General features: G+C 51.2%; 16 protein-coding genes. 1 reads left to right on the forward strand and 15 read right to left on the reverse strand.

The window, feature by feature from the left end; translation table 11 throughout:
- Window positions 1-8 precede the first annotated feature (8 nt).
- From Q4G98_RS05015 to Q4G98_RS05065, 11 genes are all read right to left on the reverse strand, one after another.
- Entirely contained in the window at window positions 9-848 is an 840-nt protein-coding gene (locus Q4G98_RS05015) for an ATP-binding cassette domain-containing protein (protein ID WP_298562779.1), read from the reverse strand.
- On the reverse strand, window positions 845-1,156 hold the full coding sequence (locus Q4G98_RS05020) for a hypothetical protein (RefSeq protein ID WP_298562778.1): 312 nt from the start codon (window positions 1,154-1,156) through the stop codon (window positions 845-847). Before Q4G98_RS05020 ends, Q4G98_RS05015 begins: the two co-directional genes overlap by 4 nt.
- A complete protein-coding gene (locus Q4G98_RS05025; protein WP_298562776.1) occupies window positions 1,156-2,004 on the reverse strand; it encodes an alpha-D-ribose 1-methylphosphonate 5-phosphate C-P-lyase PhnJ in 849 nt (282 codons plus the stop codon). The genes Q4G98_RS05020 and Q4G98_RS05025 overlap by 1 nt, the downstream gene beginning before the upstream one ends.
- Window positions 1,994-3,058, reverse strand: a complete 1,065-nt coding sequence (locus tag Q4G98_RS05030; protein WP_301961868.1) for a carbon-phosphorus lyase complex subunit PhnI — start codon at window positions 3,056-3,058, stop codon at window positions 1,994-1,996. Before Q4G98_RS05030 ends, Q4G98_RS05025 begins: the two co-directional genes overlap by 11 nt.
- 4 nt (window positions 3,059-3,062) lie before the next feature.
- Entirely contained in the window at window positions 3,063-3,641 is a 579-nt protein-coding gene (phnH, locus tag Q4G98_RS05035; RefSeq protein WP_293548613.1) for a phosphonate C-P lyase system protein PhnH, read from the reverse strand.
- A 5-nt stretch (window positions 3,642-3,646) separates the two neighbouring features.
- Window positions 3,647-4,072: a phosphonate C-P lyase system protein PhnG gene (gene phnG, locus Q4G98_RS05040; protein ID WP_298562772.1), complete on the reverse strand. Its 426-nt coding sequence runs from the start codon at window positions 4,070-4,072 to the stop codon at window positions 3,647-3,649.
- 17 nt (window positions 4,073-4,089) lie between these two features.
- Window positions 4,090-4,920: an ABC transporter permease gene (locus Q4G98_RS05045; protein ID WP_301961869.1), complete on the reverse strand. Its 831-nt coding sequence runs from the start codon at window positions 4,918-4,920 to the stop codon at window positions 4,090-4,092.
- A gap of 1 nt (window position 4,921) precedes the next feature.
- On the reverse strand, window positions 4,922-5,713 hold the full coding sequence (locus tag Q4G98_RS05050) for an ABC transporter permease (RefSeq protein WP_177562422.1): 792 nt from the start codon (window positions 5,711-5,713) through the stop codon (window positions 4,922-4,924).
- Window positions 5,706-6,491: a phosphonate ABC transporter ATP-binding protein gene (phnC, locus tag Q4G98_RS05055; RefSeq protein WP_298562767.1), complete on the reverse strand. Its 786-nt coding sequence runs from the start codon at window positions 6,489-6,491 to the stop codon at window positions 5,706-5,708. Before phnC ends, Q4G98_RS05050 begins: the two co-directional genes overlap by 8 nt.
- Window positions 6,492-6,538: 47 nt before the next feature.
- Window positions 6,539-7,459 (reverse strand): phosphate/phosphite/phosphonate ABC transporter substrate-binding protein, encoded by a 921-nt coding sequence (locus Q4G98_RS05060; protein ID WP_298562765.1) that lies wholly within the window; start codon window positions 7,457-7,459, stop codon window positions 6,539-6,541.
- A 224-nt stretch (window positions 7,460-7,683) separates the two neighbouring features.
- Complete coding sequence (locus Q4G98_RS05065) at window positions 7,684-8,115, reverse strand: hypothetical protein (RefSeq protein WP_177562428.1); 432 nt, start codon at window positions 8,113-8,115, stop codon at window positions 7,684-7,686.
- Window positions 8,116-8,340: 225 nt separating this feature from the next.
- Here Q4G98_RS05065 and Q4G98_RS05070 point away from each other — a divergent pair, with 225 nt between their 5' ends.
- Window positions 8,341-9,522, forward strand: coding sequence for an iron-containing alcohol dehydrogenase (locus tag Q4G98_RS05070; RefSeq protein WP_298562762.1), 1,182 nt, complete (start codon window positions 8,341-8,343; stop codon window positions 9,520-9,522).
- 59 nt (window positions 9,523-9,581) lie between these two features.
- Here Q4G98_RS05070 and Q4G98_RS05075 read toward each other — a convergent pair whose 3' ends face one another.
- The 4 genes from Q4G98_RS05075 to Q4G98_RS05090 all read right to left on the reverse strand — a co-directional run bounded on the left by Q4G98_RS05075 (window position 9,582) and on the right by Q4G98_RS05090 (window position 16,072).
- The gene (locus tag Q4G98_RS05075; protein ID WP_301961870.1) at window positions 9,582-12,635 is read right to left on the reverse strand and encodes a filamentous hemagglutinin N-terminal domain-containing protein; all 3,054 of its coding nucleotides are present in this window, start codon (window positions 12,633-12,635) and stop codon (window positions 9,582-9,584) included.
- Window positions 12,636-12,664: 29 nt separating this feature from the next.
- A complete protein-coding gene (locus tag Q4G98_RS05080; protein ID WP_301961871.1) occupies window positions 12,665-14,269 on the reverse strand; it encodes a ShlB/FhaC/HecB family hemolysin secretion/activation protein in 1,605 nt (534 codons plus the stop codon).
- Between the two features lie 422 nt (window positions 14,270-14,691).
- Window positions 14,692-14,994 carry a LysM peptidoglycan-binding domain-containing protein gene (locus Q4G98_RS05085; RefSeq protein ID WP_177562435.1) on the reverse strand — a complete coding sequence of 101 codons (303 nt, stop codon included), beginning with the start codon at window positions 14,992-14,994 and terminating at the stop codon, window positions 14,692-14,694.
- A 136-nt stretch (window positions 14,995-15,130) separates the two neighbouring features.
- Window positions 15,131-16,072, reverse strand: a complete 942-nt coding sequence (locus tag Q4G98_RS05090; RefSeq protein WP_293548602.1) for an AEC family transporter — start codon at window positions 16,070-16,072, stop codon at window positions 15,131-15,133.
- Between the last annotated feature and the right edge of the window lie 51 nt (window positions 16,073-16,123).

Here is a 16,123-nt window from a genome sequence, read left to right on the forward strand (position 1 = left end):
CGCCGCTGTTAGAGCAAAGAGTGTACCAGCTGCTGTGTGTAAGCATGCTGCGGGTCCTCTAAAATCTGGTCGGTGAGGCCGCTTTCCACTACCTGACCGTCCAGCATGACCATCGTCCGGTCCGCCAGCATCCTGATCACCGCCAAATCATGCGAAACCAGAATAATCGAGATGTTATAGCGGCTGCGGATCTTACGGATCAGATCGAGAACCTTGGCCTGCACCGAAAGATCCAGTCCTGTAGTGACCTCGTCCAAAAGCAGCAGTTCCGGGTTATTAGCCAGCGCCTTGGAGATCTGTACCCGCTGCTGCATCCCGCCCGAAAAATTTTTCGGCGGCTCGGCGCGCCGCGAAGTCAGTATCTCCACCGCTGCCAAAAGCTCTACCGTCCTGCCGTCCATAAAGGCTACGCTGCGGTTACCGGCGGCGATAATCTTTTCAGCGACATTGGCAGCCGAGGAATAATCCATGCGCAGCCCCAGCAAAGGGTTCTGATAGACCATGCCCATCAGGTGGTTTTTGATATAGCGGCGCTGCTGCGAGCTGGCGGCGAAAATATTGGCCCTGCCTTCCTGATACTGCTGCAAAAAGGCGCTGCCGCCGGTCACCTCATGGTCGAAATACAGGCTTTTCATCACGCTGGATTTGCCGGAGCCGGATTCGCCGACGATGCCCAGCACTTCCCCCGGATAAACGTCGAAGGACACGTTACGGACTGCCCAGACCGTCCCGCAATGAGGACAGCGGTTCTTTTCCAGCGGCCCTCCGCCGCGGCAGTGATCACAGCCGCCGCCATAACGCAGCAGCAGATCGCGTACCTGTAAAACGGCCTCTTCTTTGGTTATCATGCCTGACGCTCCTTTCCCCGCAGACTATCCTGCTCTTTGACATATGCACGGAATTTCTCCGCTTCCTTTTCCTGCTGCCGGGTCTCCATTTCGCAGGTCCCCGCCAGCGCCGTTATTTTATCCCGCAGCAGCGGTTGCAGGCAACAGGGCAGATGGCTGGCGTGATAACGGTGCAGCGCCACACATTCACGGCAGCGGCCGTGCCATTCGCAGCGCACATAAGGGCAGGTGCAGCGCAGAACGTCCTCCTGCTTCAGGACCGCCCGGTTTTTTAAGGTATCTTCGTAATACTGTTCCTTCGTCCGCATCAGCACTGTGCCTCCTTCGTCTGCCGCCGTTTGGCGCAGTAGCCCGTATCCGAGCACTGATAGCTGACGGCGCCGGTCTCTCTGTCGATGATCTCGTCAAAATACACATTTTCCGCACCGCATAAGCGGCAGCGGCGCCCTTCCATATGCTCAAGCTCGAACGGCACGTCGTCGAACGCCAGCGACACGACCCTGGTATGAGGCGGGATCGCATAGATCTTCTTTTCGCGTCCCGCGCCGAACAGATACAGACATTCCGCTTCATGCAGCTTGGGATTATCATATTTGGGGATCGGGCTGGGATTCATGATATATCGGTCTTCAACTGTGACCGGATATTCCGTGGCGATAGTGACCTTGCCGTACTTCATGATGCTTTCGTAAAGCTGCAGCCAGATCCCCGTATAATCAGCTTCGGCGTGCATCAGCTTCGTTGCTTCCTCGCTGGGCTCGATCACCCGCAGCGGCTCCGGCAGCGGCACCTGAAAGACCAGTAGCTGGTCATTGCGCAGCGGTTCTTCGGGAATACGGTGCCGCGTCTGGATCAGGGTCGCTTCCGTACTGTCCGTCGTCGTCGCCACGTCACTGCACAAATGAATAAATTTTTTGATGTTGACTGCGTTCACGCTGTCGTCGCTGCCCTGGTCGATCACCTTCAAAACGTCATGCGGGCCGATCAGCGATAAAGTGAGCTGAATGCCGCCAGTGCCCCAGCCACGCCCTATCGGCAGCTCACGGGAGCCGAACGGCACCTGATAGCCGGGCACCGCCACCGCTTTTAAAATACTGCGCCTGATCTCCCGCTTGGAACCTTCGTCCAGGAAAGCAAAATTATATTCAGGATTCATGCTCCGGCTCCTTTCTAGTCTTGCGCACACTGTCCAGCTTCGACTGGAAGGTGACGTAATGGGGCAGCTTCAAATGCGAAATGAAGCCGTTCATCTCCAGCGAATCACCATGCAGCAGCACAAATTCTTCATCCTGCGTCGGCGCCGGTCCCTCGCTTTCCAGTGAAGCGTCCAATACCGCCATCGAGATCGCTTTATTTTCGTTACGCCCCAGGACCGCGCCGTAGCCCACGCCCAGCTTCAGCTTTTTATCGTCGTCCTCGGGGACGAATCCTTCCACCTCGGTCAGTAAGATCTCACCGATGCATATGCTTTCTTTCTCGTCGAACAAATACGGTACTTCCAGCTCCACATAGCCGCAGCGCAGCTCGCCCACCGTTGGATGCACAGCGCCATAGCCGCGGATCGAGCTGTACGCCAGCCCGCCGATGAAACCACTGTCAGCACGGGTCAGCGTCTGCAGGCGTGCGCTTCTGTCCGCCGGGAATTCCAGAACATCTTTCGTCACATCAACAGGCTCCGCCTCATGGTCAGCATAACTGTCGATCAGTCCTTCTGCTTTCAGATATTCCGAGACCCGCGGCAGCCTGGCTGTAGGGACAGGCTGCGCCGCTTTCAGGCAGGCCTGCCGCCGGGCGCACAATTCTACCGCCGACGGCTGCTGGAATTCGATCAGCCGGTGCGTATAATCATAGGTCGCTCCCAATATCTGGCCGCCCTGAATATCCTTGAACGCTGCTGAGATCCTGCGGATCGCGCGCATCTCACTGCCGCTGGCCGGCAGGGTATAATAATTGCGGCTCAGCGTCGAACGGTAAGCGCGCAGTAAAAACACCGCTTCCTCGATGCTGCCTTCCGCCTGCTTCAGGGCCAGTGCCGCATAAACCGGCGCATATAACCCGGCCTCGCTCATTACCCTGTCCACCAACAGACCCAGCTTTTTCTCTATCGCTTCTACTTCCAGCTCTTTAAACGTACTGCCGCGCAGACAGTGCAGCAGCCTGATACTTTCTTCGATCGCTTCCTGACCGCCGGAAACTGCCACATAAGCCATCTGTTCACCTGCTTTCTATCCGTGTTTTACGTGGTATGCCCATCAGGCAGCCCCGCTGATCCAGCGCAAAAAAATCCAGTCCCAGCGGATACTCATATTCCTGCTCGTCACGTTTGCTCAAAGCAGCCTGCAACTCCGGGCACATAATGATCTCCTGCACATCTTTGATGCCCGGCCCGCTGAGCCGCTGCAGCTTGCCCACCTGCAGATCGGCAACGCATAAAATAACAGTCGCGCTTTGATGCGGATCGCGCAAAGTGCCGCACTTGGCAGCCTGCACTGCCGCCTGCCAGTCAGCGCCCTCCGTCACAAAAATATAATCGGCTTCATTCAGAGCCGCAGGCTTGGCCAGCGTCAGTTCAGTGATCTTTTCTGCCAGAACATCAGAACCGCAAACGGCAAAGCTGACCTCATTATCCACCAGCACTGCCGCTATAGTCAGCGGCATGGCAAAAGCGCCGCCCAGCTTCTGCGCCAAAGCACCCAGCTCCACTATGCGCCCCGGATTGCTCAGCGCTTCCAGCAGCAGCCGGAAAGCCGCCTGCGTATCGTAAACAAAATCAAACTCATAAGCTTTCTGCATCGCCTTTACTCCTGATCCATAGTCTGAAAATCGACTATCGTTTTAGCATACAAGCCATTTTCCAGCTCATGCTCCTGCTGCTGCCGCAAAGCCAGACGGTGCAGGACCGCCGTCAGCTCCTCCAGCTCGCTGACCTGCCTGTTGAAAGCAGCGTCGATCACCGCCATAGCGCTGACCTTGTCAAAATCATCGCCCAGCACAACGGCCGTGCCTTTAGTTCCGCCCAGCTCAACCACCGTGTCACAAACCAGCGCCTCGCCCAGATAGAACAGGCTGTTTTTTACAGGCTCGCGCAGCTTGATCATCGCCAGTGTTTTGGCAGGTTCCTTCACCACACTGACCCCGTATTTTTCCGCCAGCGGCTGAGCCAGCTCGCGCAGTATACTGCCGTCGGCCGCCGCCATGATGCGGAACAACTCTTTTTTCTTCATAGCTTCACCCTTTATCGTCAGATATAATTTTTCTTGATCGTTGTAAACGTCAGCTCGACGCAATAGGCAAACGCAAAAACCAGCAGGATCGCCAGTCCCGCGGCGCCGAACTGATAGGCCTGGATATTATTGGCGATCGCAAAACCGATGCCGCCGGCGCCTATCATACCCAGGATCGCCGATTCGGAAAAATTGATCTCAAAACGCAGGCCGGTCCAGGCCATGATCTGCGAAGCTGCTGCCGGCAGCACCGCCGACAGGAAGATATGCAGCTTACTGGCCCCTGTTGCCTCCAGCGCTTCGATCACTTCCTCCGGCACATCTTCAAAGCTTTGCGTAAACGCGCGGGCAAAAAAAGCCGTAGCATGCACGCACAGCCCGACGATGCCCGCAGCCGGCCCCAGTCCCAGGCAGACCAGCGCCAGCAGTACCCAGACCGGCGTCGGTACGGCGCGCAGGAACGTAAAGAACGCACTCAGCCCATACGTCACAACTTTATTTTTCATCAGGTTCCGTGCGCCAAAGGCAGCCAGTACCAGCCCCAGCAGCACGCTGTAGATCGTTGACAGCACAGTTATAGCCACCGTCTGCAAAAAAGCCTCCAGCGTCAGCCCGAAATCATGGAAATCCAGCAGCGCCAGCAGGCCAAAGGTCTTACCAAGCTCCGTCAGCCGGGAAATAAGCTTCAGCCAGTCCAGCTGCAAATAATATAACGCCACCACCGAAACCACCGTCACCGCCGCCAAAAACCAGCGCAGCTCCCTGTCCTGCCCGCTGCGGGCAACACGGATCCTGCCGTTGCTGAATTCAGGGGACTGAACTCCCGCTTGTGCTAAAGTCTGCTCCATTTTATGTCAACACCTTTCTCCGCAGATAATTAGTTAAAAATTCCACCATGATGACCATAGCCGCAATGACCAGAATGATCCCCGCCGCGCCGGCATAATTGAACGATTTGATATAGGAAAACAGCACCAGACCGATACCGCCGCCGCCCACCATGCCGACGATCGTCGAAGCGCGGATATTGAGCTCGATGCAGTACAGGAACCAGGCAATGAACTGGGTCAGACAGGTCGGGACGATCCCCTGGCAGACCTTCTGCCAGAAGGTGCCGCCGCAAGCCGTCAGCCCTTCCATAGCGTCACCGGATACTTCGTCGATAACTTCGATGAACGCCCTCGTCATAAAGGCAAAGGTCGAGATCAGCAAAGCGATAAAACCAACGCCGGTCCCGATACCCAGCGAAGAAAAGAGGATAAACGCCCAGACCAGTGTCGGGATATTCCGCAGGAAAGTCGCAAAGCCGCGAATAGCTTTGGCCAGCCCCGGCCACGGCGATAAAGAAGTGCTGCCGAACACCGCGAAAACAAAGGCAAAAACCGCAGCTACAAAGCTGGACGAGACCGCCAAAGCAAAAGTTACCAAAATCGATTCCACAACTACAGGCGAAGCATTGAAACGCGGCGGCAAAAAATCCTGCAGCAGGAACTTCCAGAATTCCCCCTGCTCCAACAGCACCTCCAGCGGATTAAAACGCGAAACATACGTCGCCAGGCAAAACAACACGATTACAACGACCAAAAACCAGGTATAGATCTGCTTTTCACGGGGATTCATGATACTTATTTTTTCAGGCATAATACTCCCCCTGCTTGATGATCAGATTTTCCATCGAAGTATTATAGATCTTTTCGATCACAGCGTTGTTCAGCTGCTGCGGCGGCCCGTCAAACACCATTTCGCCTTTGGCAAGCCCGATGATGCGCGTGGCATAGCGCATGGCTACGTCCAGCTGATGCAGATTGACGATACAGGCAATATTGCGGCGCTGCGTCATCTGATAGATCAGATCCATAATGATTTTCGACGCGTTAGGGTCCAGAGAAGCGATCGGCTCATCACACAGCAGCAGCTTCGGTTCCTGCATAATGGCCCGGGCAATACCCACCCGCTGCTTCTGGCCGCCGGACAGGTCGCTGGCACGGTTATATAAACGGTCGCCCATCTCGATCTCCTGCAGCAGCCCGATCGCCTTTCGCTTGTCCGCTTCCGTATAATTGCCCAGCATCCCATCCATTGCCGACATATACCCCAGCCGTCCATGCAGAACGTTCTGCATCACCGACAGCCGGTGCACCAGATTATAATGCTGAAAGATCATCCCGACCTTACGCCGCAGCAGCCGCAGCTTTTTACCAGACGCGCCGGTGACCTCCTCGCCGTCGATATACACCTGGCCGCCGCTGGGCACCACCAGCTGGTTGATCGTCCGCAGCAAAGTAGACTTGCCTGACCCGGACGGCCCGATAATGGCGACAAACTCACCCTCGCTGACCTCCAGGTTGATGTCGGTCAGAGCGCGGACCTGATTGCCGTAGACCTTTTCGATGTGCTCCATTTTTAAAACCGTGCTCATGCTTCCTCCTATAAAAAAGGCCGGTCAGCACCGGCCTCTGTCCCAACTTATTTACTGCTGCTCAGGGCTTTGTTCAGCTCGATGATACCTTTATAATCGTCAATGCTGCATTCTACGAAACGCTTGTCTTCCGCACCCATAACGCCTTTATAATAAGCAGGGTTGTCATAGCTCAGAATAAATTTCTTCACCTTTTCCTTCACGTCGGTAGGCAGATCTTTCCGCAGCGCCATTGGTTCGGAAGGGATCGGGTCGGACTCGAAAATAACTTTGACGTCGTCCTTGCTGGCACGGCCGGCATTGATCTCCGCTGCCAAAATCGCATCTGAGATCGGCGCTACCTGTACGTCGCCTTTGACTACAGCCGCCAGACCGGCCTGATGTTTACCGGAAAAGCTGACAGCCTGGAAAAATTTACCGTTGGTATGCAAGTCATCCATCGAAAGCTTTTCAGCGGGAAACGCTTTCATGATCGCCGCCGAAGGGATCAGGTTGCCGGAAGTAGAATTCGGGTCAACGAACGCCATCGTTTTGCCCTTGATATCCTGAATACCGTTGATGTCGGTATTTTTGCTGCTCGTGATCAGCACGGATTTATAAGTGGCATTCTTTTTATCCTTATTTTTAGCGATCATCCCGATCGGTTCAGCGCCGGCACGTTCATAAGCCAGGCAGAAGCTTAAGGGCCCGAAATAAGCCATATCGGCTTTGCCGGTACGCATGGCTTCGATAACGGCATTGTAATCGTTGGAAACAAGCTCGGTCACTTCCATTCCCAAAGCCTTGCTCAAATCTGCCGCCATACCCTTTCTGGCATCGGCGTTTTTGTCAGTAGACTCGTTCGGCAGATAAGTGATGACAAATTTTTTCTGCTCGGCCTTGCTGCCGCCGCAGCCCGTCAAAGACAGGCAGCTCATGACCGCCAGCATCAGCAGGGCGCAGACCTTGAATAATTTTTTTGCTTTCATTTCTTCCTCTCCTTTTTCCCACTTCTGAAATTGTGCTTACATTTGGAAACATTGTCATCATAACAAAGCTTTCTTGGCTTTGAATTAAAAGCACTTTAAGTTTTTGTAAAGAATTCCGCCTTTCTTTAAAGATTTGTTAAAGCATGACCGTTAAACTACCCAGATAGAATAAAAAAAGTCCGCAGGCTGACAACCGCAGCCTGCGGACTTGCATTGGTTCCCTATCAGATTTTTACATCGATCTGCGCCGATACGCCTACGCCCTGAACACGGTTCATCCCGCTGACAGCAACCTTATCAACGGGGATCAGCGCTTTAGCACGGAAGCTTTTGAAGAAAGACGCCTCGATCTGCAAAGCTGCCTGACACTGATCTACCTGGGCCTTCGGGCCCGATACCTGAGCCGCGCCGGCATAGCTGCCGTCACCTACGGTAATGATCGGCACCACTTTTGTAGCATAATCGCTGGAAATAGGATATTTGGCCGTCAAAGTATTGATAGCGCTGTTCAGCTGATCGGCAAACTGGCTGACCAGCAGCGAGACCGCGCCGCCTTTAACTACCGTCCCCAGGATACCGGCCTGCGCCGGAGCCGTTCCCTGTCCCAGTAAAAACCCGCAGACCAGTGCTGCGGCGATCCATTTTTTCCCTTGCATGACATTACCTCCTCTGCCTGAACCATTAAGATTTACAGTTTCAATTCGACACCGGCAGCTAAAACTCTTGCTGTTTTCCAGATAGTTCACGAAGAAATCACAAAATATTTCTATTGATAATATTTTACAGCACTTCTGCATTTTACAAACTGCCTGTTTTGCGATACGATAGACTCAAGAGGATTTTACAGCGGCAGTATTTGCCGCGGCAAAGGAGTTGTTCTTATGGATCAGTTTAAATATTACGCGCCTACCAGAATACTTTTCGGCAAAAATACTGAAGCTGCGGTCGGCGAGCTCTGCCAGGCGCAGGGAGCCGGCAAGGTCTTAGTGCACTTCGGCGGCAGCAGCGCCCAGAGATCCGGCCTGCTGGACCGTATCTGCCAATCACTGCAGGCGGCAGGTCTGCCCTATGTGACGTTGGGCGGTGTTGTTCCTAATCCGCGTCTCAGCAAAGTTTACGAAGGCATCGAGCTCTGCAAACGCGAACAGGTCGACTTTATTCTCGCTGTCGGCGGCGGCAGCGTTATCGACAGTGCCAAAGCCATCGGCTACGGCATCACCAATCCCGGCGACGTTTGGGATTACTACAGCGGCAAAGCGCCGCAGGCCTGCGCTCCGGTCGGCGCCGTACTGACCATTGCCGCGGCAGGCAGCGAAATGAGCAACGCGTCAGTCATTACCAACGAAGACGGCTGGCTCAAACGCGGACTGCAGTCGCCCTATGCTTACTGCAAATTTGCCATTTTAAACCCGGAACTGACTTACACACTGCCGGCCTACCAGACCGCCAGCGGCTGTACAGATATCATCGTCCATACTCTGGAACGCTATTTTACCAAACCCGGAGTCACCTCGCTGGCCCTGACTGACGGCATGGCCGAAGCCCTGCTGCGCAACGTCATGCGCAACGTCAAGCTGGCTCTAAAGACGCCGGACGATTATGATGCCCGCGCCGAGATCATGTGGGCAGGCACACTTTCCCATAACGACATCACCGGCGACCGCAGCCAGGGTGACTGGGCCTCCCATCAGCTGGAACACGAGCTGGGCGGTATGTTCGACATCGCTCACGGAGCAGGTCTGGCGGCGATCTGGGGCAGCTGGGCCCGTTATGTGCTCAAACAAGATCCCTGCCGTTTTGCGCAGCTGGCAGTCAACGTCCTGAACGTCCCCTACAGCTTCGGCAACGACGAAAAAACTGCCCTGGAAGGCATCGCCGCCATGGAAGACTTTTTCCGTTCTATCGGTATGCCCACCTCGATCAGCGACATGGACATCGAGCTGACCGAAGAACAGATCAAAGAACTGGCGCACAAATGCAGCTTTATGGGCCGCAGGACTATCGGCGGTTTTGTCACCCTGAATGCTGCCGATATGGAAAACATTTACCGCATGGCCAGATAAACGATCCGGCTTATACCAAAAACAAAGAACAAGCAGTTGAACTGCTTGTTCTTTGTTTTTTATTCTTTTAACGGTTCTTCTTCCTGTAAATTTACTTCTTCCAAAAGTACCGCTTCAATTTTCACCGTATTCTTCTCAAGGCTGATCGTCCGATTTTCTTCGATCCGCAAACGCCTCTCGTCAGGCACGTTTTGCTCCCAGTTATTCGGCTCTTTTTTCTGAATACTGGTCAAAGCGGCAGTATATTTGCTGTCTGTGCCGGGAACTGGTTGTGGCTGCGGTTCAGCTTTCAGCACCAGTTTGCCTGTCAGCTGCAGATCATAACCGTCCTGCGTGGAATATAACAGCTCGCTCAAATCATATTCGCCTGCAGCTAAATTCTCCAGCCCCAATATTTTATCAGGGTCTACTGTTATCCCCAATGCCTGCAGCTTATCCAGCAGCGCTGCCTTATAATCACTGCCGACTGTGATCTCCACATTGCCGACATCGCCGCTGATCGTTTCTAAAAAGCTTTGCAAATACGGGGCTGTCTGTTTTTGTCCGGTCTGCCAGGCGTTTTTATCGTCCTCATTCAACAACCCTTCTGCAAAAGCCTGATTGAATTCCGCCAAAGTGGTATATACCGTATTATCATCATATTTCTGATAACCGTCAGCCGTGAGGAAATAGGCATTTTTGACAGTAGAAACTGCTTCTGCATCAGACGCACCCATAATTGCACCTACGCCAGTACTGCCAGCCACCTCTCCTAAATTATAAACATTGGCAATGTTGCCGTATTCTCCTAATCCTAAAATACCACCGATATTTTCATTACCGTTGACACTGCCAGTATTATAAGCATTTTTGATACTGGCATAATCTAGTGCCTCATCATTGCCATCATAACCGGCTACACCGCCCACATTATTTGCTCCACTGATCGTACCGGTATTATATACACTGTCAACCTGCGCATTGGCATTAGCACCACAGACTCCGCCTACATAATTGCCATCAGCAGTTACATTACCTGTATTATAGCTGTTTGCGATACTGCCGCCGGAATTAAAACCACATATGCCGCCGGCAAAACTATCACCTTTAGCATTACCACTTGTTATATTACCTTTATTATAAGCTTTTACTATTGTTCCCCCAGTCTGATTATAACCTGTAATGCCCCCTGCACACTGTTGTACTGCGGAAATATTGCCTTCGTTGGTCACATCTTCAATCACACCTTTATTATTACCAACAATTCCTGCTACATAAGCATTTCCACTCACATCACCGCTGTTTATCGCCTTAATTATTGCTCCACTGTTATTCGTTGTTCTTCCAGCAATACCACCAGCTGAAGAAATTACACCAATAACATTACCGCTGTTATTACTGTTACTGATACCACCACTGTTTTCACCAACTATTCCGCCAACGGCTACACCACCATGAATAACTCCTTTATTAACAGCATTTTCTATAGTTCCCGTATCTCTATTATTGCCACTTATTCCACCTACTGAATTACCGCCCATTGTACCTTCGTTATATACTTTAACCTTACCTTCGTTAACAACGTCTTTTATTTTCCCTGTATTTAACCCGCTTATTCCACCAAAACCGGAACTATTGTCTACATTACTTGTAACAAAACCTTTATTAACAGCATTTTCAATCATTCCCTTACTATAGTTGATGCCGGCGATACCACCAATATTTCCCCAGCCAATAACAGCACCAGTATTTTCAGCATACTTTATAATACTATTTTTTGTCTCATCACCATTGCTGCCAACAATACCACCGACACTACTACCTGCTGTCGCCGTTATACTGCCACTGTTACTGACAAACTCTAACGTTCCATAATTGCTACTCGTAATTCCTCCTACCGATGCTTTACCACTGACAGCAGCTTTATTGACAACATTATGTATCAGCCCCTGGTTTTTTCCTGCTATACCGCCGACGCTGCTGCTACCGGTAATATTACCTGTAAGCGTTAAATTCATCACGATAGCATTCTCCGTCAACCCGCCAAACAGGCCCACATATGATTCACTGGTTCGATTGACAGTTAAATTTTTTATGGCATTTCCCATACCATCCAAAACACCAGTAAAGCCACCTTGAAATCCTTTGGGATTACCCATTGTCAGTTGTTTTAAAGAACCAAGACACTTAAAACCGCTGCCGCCATTCCACCCATTAGTAGCAGAAGCATCTATCTCATTAGCCAGCATATAATTGCCATTAACGTACTCATAACTTTGCAGTTTGTCATTTTGTTTGGTTTCAAAATTATTATTGATTGACTGCAGCTCATATATATTATGTACCAGCATACAGTCAGTAATAGTTTTTTGACCTCCGTTTAAATCAGTTGTAACAATACCCAAACCGCTGGCTTTTGTACCACCACCCTTAGCATAATCACTGACACTATGCCCACCACTTGTACCATCACCTACATTAATGGTAGTTTTGTCCGTTACTTCGTAACCGATATTGATATTATTTTTAGCTTTTAAGCTGACTTTACTTAAATCACCGCCCTGTATTTGCAGTGTGTCAGCCTTGATGATCGAGATATTATTGCCCTCAAAATTTATAGCGTTGGCCGCAATCGTACCCAGATTTACAATATCTGCCTGGATTTTCGCAATATCACCGTTTTCCAAAGCTCCAAGCTTTCCATTAAAGCCCCGGCGTGCCTGTTCCGACAGACTTCTTGTCGATGCCGTCAGGCTGCCTACATTGACCTGCGCCGATTCCCCAAACAAGATCCCGTTGGGGTTGAGCAGAAAAACATGCGCACCGTTGCCATTCAAATTACCAAAGATCTCGCTGCGCTGATTGCCTGTAACATAATTCAAAACAGCTTGGAGCTGTTGAAAATTTACTGTTTCTCCCTTGCCGATGTTGAAGCTGTTCCAGTCGATAGCCATGTGCCCGCCATTACCGGTAATATTCAGCTCGCCGCCGCTGGGCGTGCCGATAGTGCCGCTGCCGCCTACGACAACGCCGCCCTGCGGCAGCGCATAGCTCCAGTTGGGTAAGAGCAGCATCCCGCTGCTCAAGACTGTGACCATGATATTTTTATATAAAAACATTTTCCTGTTTTTCATTTTCTTCCCCCATCCTTTTCCTATCTGTTTTACAATATTTTGTATGCTAAGAACCACAGCCGTCCGTTTTTATCGTTTTCTTCACTGGTAAAGGCTTCACCGTTCAGCTTGCGTGCATAATCAAGCCTCAGATAGTAGTCGTTGCTTCTGGCATATTGCAGCCCGACGCCCCAGCCTGCCAGATTACTGTGCTGTCCGTAGCTTTTGCCCAGCTCTACTTCGCCCCAGTCGATATAGGTGGCCAGGGTCAGATTGGGCAGCGGCGTGGCGTAACGCAGCTCGGCCGTAGCCTGGTAACCGCTGTCGCCGCTGGCTTCACCCTGCGGGTAGGCTCTTATGCCGTTAGCACCGCCCAAAACAAACTGTTCACTGCCGTCCAGGTCTTTGCTGGCCAGCTGGCCGTGAAAGTTCAGATGCAGGTTACAGACGTTGCCCAACCTGCGGATATGGTTGATGTCGGTATTGAATTTATGGTAACTGCCCTCGGTATAGCTGCTGGCATCGTCATAGGTCAGCTTCCCCATATAATACAAAGCGCTGTAGCCTGTATAGCTGGCAGAGCCTTTGACATTGCCCACGACGCCGGCATGCAGCGCATTACTGTGTTTTTTAGTATCGATACCAAAGACGCGCAGCTCGTCCTGCAGCTGCCGGTTATCGTAGCCGTAGACTGCCGCCAGATAATTGGAAGAAGTATTCACCAGTGGCGTAGTGCCGTAGATACTGAAGGTTTTAGCCCTGCCGACCGCGTCCAGGATATTATAAAAGCCGCTCAGGGTATAGTCCATCAGGCTATAGCTGACGCCCAGCTTCGTGCCCCTGCTGCCGACCGGCATTTCGTAGCCCAGATTATAGTTGTGCAGGTTGTCATTGGAGAGCATCCCGCCCAGAAAAAATTTATCGCCGAGCTTACCGGGGTTATTGACTGTGGTCTGGAAGCCATATCTGTAGCGGCCGCTGTATTTATTGCCATAGTTGTCTGTATATAAAATCGTTTCAACAGGGCGGTCAGCTTCGATATTGATCACAAAATCACTGGTGCCGTGGGCCTGTCCTGCCTTTAGGATACCTACGGCTGTGATGCCGGCCAGATCGTTGAGATTGTTCAAAACGGTTTCCAGCCTGTCTGTACGCAGCACTTCGCCCTGTTGTAAGACTGACGCAGCTTTTTGTGCCTGACCGTCCGCCAAATCCGCAGTATTATTGATCTGCACTGCGCCCAGACGTCCCAGCACTATTCTGATCTCAATAATTCCGCCGCTGATTTCCTGCTGCGGCAGGAATGCCGTAGCCACTGCATAGCCCTGTCCGCGCAGATACATGGTGACTTTATCGACCGCCTGCTGCACTTCGTTAAAATCCACTTCACGGCGGACGTAGCTTTGCAGCAGCGCTGCCAGCTCATCCTGTGGCAGCTCGTCAGCACTGGTAAAGACAAACTTTTCCAGATAAAATTTTCTGCTGCCGCTGACCTCCTGGTTTGCTTCTTCCTTAGTCAGCACGGCCGTTTTTTCCTGTTGGGCCCGGTTTTCCTCCAAAGCGCGCAGATCCACGCTGCTGTTTGGCAGAACTGCTGCCGCCGAAGCGGTCGTACAGCTTAATAACAGCACTAAACTTAAAATTTCAGTTTTCATCTTTTAGCTCTCCCTGTCTTGTTTTAAATATTTATCCTTTGCTCCTTCAAAAAATCTTTTTCGTGAATATTTTTTAAATATTAGCTATATTCTTTTATATTATAACACTGTTGTACCCCCCCACAAGACACGCTTAATTTTTTGTGTGATTTACTTTTTCTGCCGCGTTAACCAGTACGCAGTCGGCCAGCAAGCTGTCCGCCCGCTATTTGCTGAAGCTCCGTTCCAAAATGAGCTTTTAAAAATCAAAAAAACTTCCTTTTCTATCAGCTCCCAAGCCAATAAAAAAGAAAGTCTCTGCCCCAACGCTAGATATAAAAAACAGAAAGACGTGTTTGCCAAACGGCAAGCACGTCTTTTTTACTGCGCCCTAACGCATTATTATTTACTTTTATCAGTTTCCTACGCCGGCGCTGTAAGTATCAGCCTTTAGTATCGCCGGCCTCTGCTACCATCAACTGGTCGACAAACTGCATCTTCACAGGGATCAAAAGTTTCTGTCCCGGTTTCAGATTAGTGTTCGCCAGTGAATTGGTCTCACAGATGCGGTAAATGACTTCGCGTACGTCTTCACCCTGATCGGCCCAGCGGTCAGCGATCGCCCACATGGTATCGCCAGTATGTACAGTGATCTGTTCGTAATGATAAACAGTATCCTCCTGTAAAAAATTATAGCCCGTATATAAGATAGTAGTCATCAGCATTAATACAAACAACTTCTTCATAACTTCACGACCTTTCAAAACATCTGTTCGTTAAACATATAATAAACCGAACTGTTTTGTTTGTCAAGAGTTTTTATAAAAATTTGTTCGTATTTTCTGTTTTTATGGCGAACAAAGACTTGTTTAAGCAAACAGGTCAGCCGCGCAGTACCCACATATAAAACGGCGTCGTTATTACTGCCAGCAGCGTACTGACTACTGTCAGCATGGCCGCATACTTATAATCGCCGCCATAAACCTTTGAGACGATAGCAGTGTTCGTCATAGCCGGCATGGCCGCCTGCATGACAAATACATCGCTCATCAATTTCGGCAGCGGGAAAAACGGCAGACAGACCATAACACACAGAGGACAGATAACAAACCTGCCCACCATTGCCGCCACCAGTTCACGGTCACAGGTGACATCCTTGAGGGAAACTTTGCTGATCGCGATACCGATAAACAGCATCGCCAGCGGCGTCGTCATCCCCCCCAGATAGCGAAAAGACGCTTCTATCGGCATTGGCAGCCGCCAATCCAGCATTACCAAAATAATACCCGCAAAGAAGCCCAACAGCGGCGGATTCAAAACCACCTTCAAGGTCTTGCGGCTGAGCCACGGCGCAGCCACCCCTGCATCCGAAGCCATATCGTGAACGGCCACGACCCAGAACATCGTCGTGTTGACCATATAATACAGCATCACGTAAGGGATACCTTCTTCACCGAACAAAGCCAGCGTCATCGGCAGACCGATGAAGATAGTATTGGATACAAAAAAAACTGTGCAAAATACGCCGACCCGTTCCCTCCGTACCTTCAGCAATTTTGCCACCGCATGACCGATAAAATAGCCCATCGCCATGGAAATGATCGGCACAGGCAGGCCGCCGCTCATCGCGACCAGCTGGTCGTGACTGAAATTGACCGTCAGATTGACGATCATATAAGTCGGCAGACAAACCTTAGTCACCAGCTGGGCTACAGCCGCGCTAAAACTTTCAGAAAACCAGCCTTTACGGGACAGATAAAAACCGGTAGCTATCATGATAACGATCGTCAAAATTCCCTGCAGTGCGTGCAAAATCGCCGCCATAAAATCACTTCCTTAAAATAAAAGGCACCGAAGCCTTCGCCCCGGTGCCGC

It is taken from the genome of uncultured Phascolarctobacterium sp. (genome assembly GCF_958349595.1).
Taxonomy (GTDB): domain Bacteria; phylum Bacillota; class Negativicutes; order Acidaminococcales; family Acidaminococcaceae; genus Phascolarctobacterium.